Source organism: Stenomitos rutilans (genome assembly GCF_059505485.1).
In genome coordinates, this window is record NZ_JCACKR010000043.1 from 1 (window position 1) to 4,761 (window position 4,761).

6 protein-coding genes are annotated in these 4,761 nt (G+C 49.1%); 3 read left to right on the plus strand and 3 right to left on the minus strand.

Going from position 1 to position 4,761, the window contains the following annotated elements; all coding sequences use genetic code 11:
• Positions 1-227: 227 nt before the first annotated feature.
• Complete coding sequence (locus AC5JLP_RS07255) at positions 228-1,001, minus strand: LuxR C-terminal-related transcriptional regulator (protein ID WP_496067254.1); 774 nt, start codon at positions 999-1,001, stop codon at positions 228-230.
• Between the two features lie 88 nt (positions 1,002-1,089).
• Here AC5JLP_RS07255 and AC5JLP_RS07260 point away from each other — a divergent pair, with 88 nt between their 5' ends.
• The 3 genes from AC5JLP_RS07260 (at position 1,090) to nuoB (ending at position 2,882) form a co-directional block, all read left to right on the plus strand.
• On the plus strand, positions 1,090-1,518 hold the full coding sequence (locus AC5JLP_RS07260) for a DUF6220 domain-containing protein (RefSeq protein ID WP_496067255.1): 429 nt from the start codon (positions 1,090-1,092) through the stop codon (positions 1,516-1,518).
• A gap of 12 nt (positions 1,519-1,530) precedes the next feature.
• The gene (locus tag AC5JLP_RS07265) at positions 1,531-1,956 is read left to right on the plus strand and encodes an MAPEG family protein (RefSeq protein ID WP_496067256.1); all 426 of its coding nucleotides are present in this window, start codon (positions 1,531-1,533) and stop codon (positions 1,954-1,956) included.
• 209 nt (positions 1,957-2,165) lie between these two features.
• Positions 2,166-2,882 carry an NADH-quinone oxidoreductase subunit NuoB gene (nuoB, locus tag AC5JLP_RS07270; protein WP_496067257.1) on the plus strand — a complete coding sequence of 239 codons (717 nt, stop codon included), beginning with the start codon at positions 2,166-2,168 and terminating at the stop codon, positions 2,880-2,882.
• A 21-nt stretch (positions 2,883-2,903) separates the two neighbouring features.
• Here the strand turns inward: nuoB and AC5JLP_RS07275 are convergent, their stop codons facing one another.
• Both AC5JLP_RS07275 and AC5JLP_RS07280 read right to left on the minus strand, forming a co-directional pair.
• A complete protein-coding gene (locus tag AC5JLP_RS07275) occupies positions 2,904-3,947 on the minus strand; it encodes a FecR domain-containing protein (RefSeq protein ID WP_496067258.1) in 1,044 nt (347 codons plus the stop codon).
• A gap of 106 nt (positions 3,948-4,053) precedes the next feature.
• Positions 4,054-4,509, minus strand: coding sequence for a peptidoglycan-binding domain-containing protein (locus AC5JLP_RS07280; RefSeq protein ID WP_496067259.1), 456 nt, complete (start codon positions 4,507-4,509; stop codon positions 4,054-4,056).
• Positions 4,510-4,761: the final 252 nt, after the last annotated feature.

Sequence of the window (4,761 nt, forward strand, 5' to 3'; positions counted from 1 at the left end):
ATCGGCTGTTGTCTGACTTCAGACATTGCCACTTCTGTCAATGCGTAAGTTCTAATTCTTTAAATCGGTATGACTTCTTTGCTTGTTCCTACTGCACTCAATCCTTCAATGGGTTGGGCAAGTTTCACCTGTCACTAGTCTAAACTTCAGTTAAGAGATTGGTATAAATTATCTACGAAGGCAGCATGACTGACCTGCTTAAATACCTCAATGTTAGTGGGTTTCAATTACTCAGCCACGACGGGTAACTGACGGGTGGCTGCCAATTGTGCCACCATTTCTGCACGCGATGACACTTCAAGCTTACGAAACATTCGCTTTAGTGCCTGCTTGACAGAGTTTTCCGTAATCCAAAGCTCTTTGCCAATGTCTGCGTTTGTTCGTCCCAGAGCAACCAGGGCGGCAATTTGCAATTCACGAGCGGTTAGGCGATCGGCTGTGCGGTTCCAATGCAATTCAGGTTGAACAGGTTGACGCTGTAACGGTTCTATGTTTTGTGAGGATGTAGCAACAAGGCGATCGACGGCATATACCTGTTGTGAACGTAACCGCACCGTTGAAAGCCACACCGAGACGTGTAAGCAAATCGCGCTTAAATCAGTGAGATCTGGTGTGTTAAAAGCGCCCATTGACTTTTCACGAGTGCAGCCGATCACGCCCACTAGCTGACCGCAATTGATGATTGGCCCAGCCATCACATGCCAATGATCTGGACGGGGACACATCATTTTCCAGGTCTTTGGCGACATCACGGTTGCTTCATGAGCAGGTGCGTGACGCTCAACCAGGTAGCGTGCAATGGGATTACGTTCGATCGACAGTCCCATGTCTAGTATTTTTTGAAGCTTGGGATCGTTCAAAGGCAACTGATCGAAGAGAAAAAGTGCCGATCGCGTTGCTTCAAAGTAGGCACCGATTTGGGGCACAACCCGCGATCGCAACCCTTGTTCGCTTTGAGCCTGGTCAATAACTTCAAGCAGTGGCTTTAAGGAGCGTGTCATAGGAAGTGTCCAAAGTGTACCCGATCGAGGTCTAGAAGAATGGGAAGGCTCGACTTACATTATCTCTAATCTCAACCATCGTTCAAACATGACAATTAATTTGGAACCCGATCGCAACGCCACTCCTGCACACTGGATGTTGATGAGCTTTTACGCCGTTGCAGTCATCTTTAACCTCTGTTTAATCGCCCAATTGTTAACCGTTGGAGCTGCCTATTTTGTTGATTCTGCCTGGTGGCAGATCCACGTTTGGCTAGTGCGAGGCTATAGCGGACTGTCATTACTACTGCTAGGCTGGTCATTCAGCGCCTCGTACTCACCTAAAATACAGCGTCTCACGATAAGTTTGCCCGTGCTGCTCGGCTTGCAGTTTTGCAGCATTCATCTTGAAACCCCATGCCATCTCAATGTTCTACATCCTTTGATTGGCTTTTCGCTACTCTATATTTCTTCCAGCCTTGTCCATCGGGTATGGCGTGAACTATCACCCACGCATGCGCCAACTGAGTTGGTCTAGGAGGTAAAAATAATGTCGCAAACTTCAATCTTTGCACCCTTCTTTGCAACGATATTTTTAACTCTTGTCGTATGGGTGTACATGTACATTCGCCGCATCAGCTATATTAGAAGCCAAAAAATTCGCCCGCAAGACTTCGCGACATCAAGCGTACCAGTGCAAATGCCAGCGATCGTGACTAACCCATCCAATAATTTGAAGAATCTCTTTGAGATTCCAGTCATTTTCTACGCGCTGGTACTCTACCTTTTCATCACAAAGCAGGTCGATGCAATCTACGTATACGCTGCATGGATCTTTGTGATTTTTCGTGTTTTACACAGCGCCGTACATTGCACATTCAATCTAATCATGCTGCGGTTTTACCTCTACTTGATCGCGACGATCGCCGTGTGGTTTATGGCTATCCGCGCAGGTTTAGCCTACTGGAATACGTAAGACATCCAGCGTGAAAGACTAAGATTAGCGAACTTTTGCACCTAAGTCTCTTGCACTCCAGGAACGCTCTCTCATATAATTGCGCCGATGAAACTCATGCTTTGTGCCATTGCCGCAAAGCGTCACCCTCTATCAACCGCCAGCGAATCATCAGCTTCTATATCTTGCATTGCCCACTATAGGCTCAATACAGCCCGCCAAGATATACTATGAATTCATCCAACCTCACAACAAATTCTGAATCGAACTCTGAGACGGCCATTACTAACCCTGTCTCTTTTCCATCTGTGACATCAAGTCTGTCGGAGAACGTCATTCTCACCACCGTGGATGATCTCTACAATTGGGCAAAGATGTCTAGCTTGTATCCTTTATTGTTTGGCACAGCTTGCTGCTTTATTGAGTTTGCGGCGTTGCTTGGTTCGCGCAATGACGTTGAGCGCTTTGGTATGTTTCCACGCAATAGCCCTCGCCAAGCTGATCTTCTCATTACGGCTGGAACCATCACAATGAAAATGGCTCCAGCGTTGGTAAGGCTTTATGAGCAAATGCCCGAATCGAAATATGTGATTGCGATGGGTGCTTGTACTATTACGGGCGGGATGTTTAGTGTCGATTCTCCGTCAGCAGTACGAGGAGTCGATAAACTGGTTCCCGTCGATGTTTACTTACCAGGATGCCCGCCACGGCCAGAAGCGATTTTAGATGCCATTGTCAAATTGAGAAAGAAGATTGCGAATGAAAGCATTCAAGAGCGTCTTCAAGCTGAACCGATTCATCGCTATTACAGTCGCATGCATTCTATGAAGAAGGTGCCGCAGGAACTTATGGGAGAGTATTTAGCGGCAGAAACGCGCCAAACTCCATTAGCACAAGCAATCTTGCCAAATCAACCAGCCAGCAAACTGCCTTTGTCCCTTGATTAGTTAGATTGCTAGTGATCGAGCCTAGCGATCGCGTCCCGTTGACTCATGGTTGGAATGACGCTCCTCAGATTCTGAGTGATGATCTTTTTTAGTGTGCGTCTCGCTTCGTCTGACGGCTTCGAGTTCAGGTGCCTCACGACGATCTGTGGGTGATTCTGGTTTGCGGTCATCGTGCTCTTTTTTAAGTTTGAGCGCTTTATCCGGTTTGTCTGGCTTTGGTTTAGCGCGATCGTCCCGTTTCGGTTTAATCGCTTGGCGATCGTCTTTAGGCGTTTGCGGTTGTGCAGACGGCGAAGGAAGAGACTGTAACGTTACCTGTCCGGGTTTGATTTTCTCAATGATTGGCAGCGTGGACATTTTTGCTTTTTTGAAGCTGCGAAGTAACGGGTCGTTTTGTCGTTTCTGCCGCCATTCTGCCCGACTCATCCGTCGTACCCGTTGCCGAATTTGACGAATGTCGCGATCGCCCGGTTTGATGCGTACCTCATCTGCCGTCTTCAGCAATACATCTTCGGTCTGCCCTGGTAGCCGCACGGCAACCGTCCCTTCCCAGGCAAAAAACAGCACCCCTTCCTTGGGGTCTTTGGGAATTTTGACAAATACGGTTGTCCCACGAATGCCAGCCACCGCCACAGGAGTCACGATTTCGGTCGGCAGCTTTTTACCCGGTTGCACCCAGGTAATCATATCGCCCGCTGTCAGGTTGAGCCGATTATCCGGTTTGAGGGTCAACACGGCATCTCCAGCCAGACGAAACGCCAGCCCACTGTTTAGATCAATTTGGGCCAATGCCTTTCCCTGAGTCCGAATGGTTTCTCCAGTTTGCAGCCCCATGCCTTCTTTAGCAGATTGCTCTTGAGCGGCATTAAGCAGACGAACAAAGACGGGCAGGTTCTGGATTTCGCTAATGGTGGCGATCGGCTTAGCGGCGACAGGTGTCGATGAGGCGGTCGGTGAATTGATTGCCGTTGAGGCACGATCGGAGTCTGGGCGAGAGCAGGCTGTGAAAGCTCCTGCCAGCAGCACCATACCAAAACAACGCGCGGCGGTCAATTTAATGATCATGCTAAAGAGGATCGCAAAACGGCAGGTGAAACAAGCATGGCACGCCTACACTTTACACTGCACATTTTGCATCACCAGGCTCAAATCTCAGCGATTCGAACCGACTTCAGCGAGAAATTTTGCTCAACGCCAGCCAAGTGCAAGCGCCGACAACGCCGTCCATTACCAGTCCTTTTTGTCGTTGAAACCCTTGCACAGCCGCTTCTGTTTGGGTGTCAAAGATGCCATTTAAAGCCACGGCTTGCCCGTTTACCTGTAGCGCTTTTTGCAGCAAGATGACGGCATTATCGGTGCTACCGCGTTGCAGCACGGGCATGTCGATCGGTGCGCCTGCATAGAGCGATCGCCACGTTAACGTATCGACAATACCTGTCTCTGGCAAAAAAACTCGTCGCTGAAACATTTGAATGGCCTGCTCAAGCTGCACTCCAAAGATGCCATCCACAGCACCCGCATACAGATTCCAGTGGGCCAGCAATTTTTGAATTTCGACGACTCGCACACCCGTCGAGCCAGACTGCAATAAGGGTTTATCCAATGATCGATCGAGGGTCGCACACATGAGGAAACACTCAGCCAGGGAAGGAGGACAGATCACACAGGCTTTAGGACTATGGGATACCTACTAACGTACTGGGTGGCTTATCGATCGCCCTCACCACGCAGGCTCACCCAATAAGGTGAACAACGCAGGTTAAGGGGGAGGGGCAGGGGAAGCAGGGGTGGAGGGGTGGCTTGGATTTGATACCGATTTAAAGAAACGTCAGTTCGACGAGGTCAAAAGATCGCTGGAGGCAGTGCTGGTAAGCCTTTG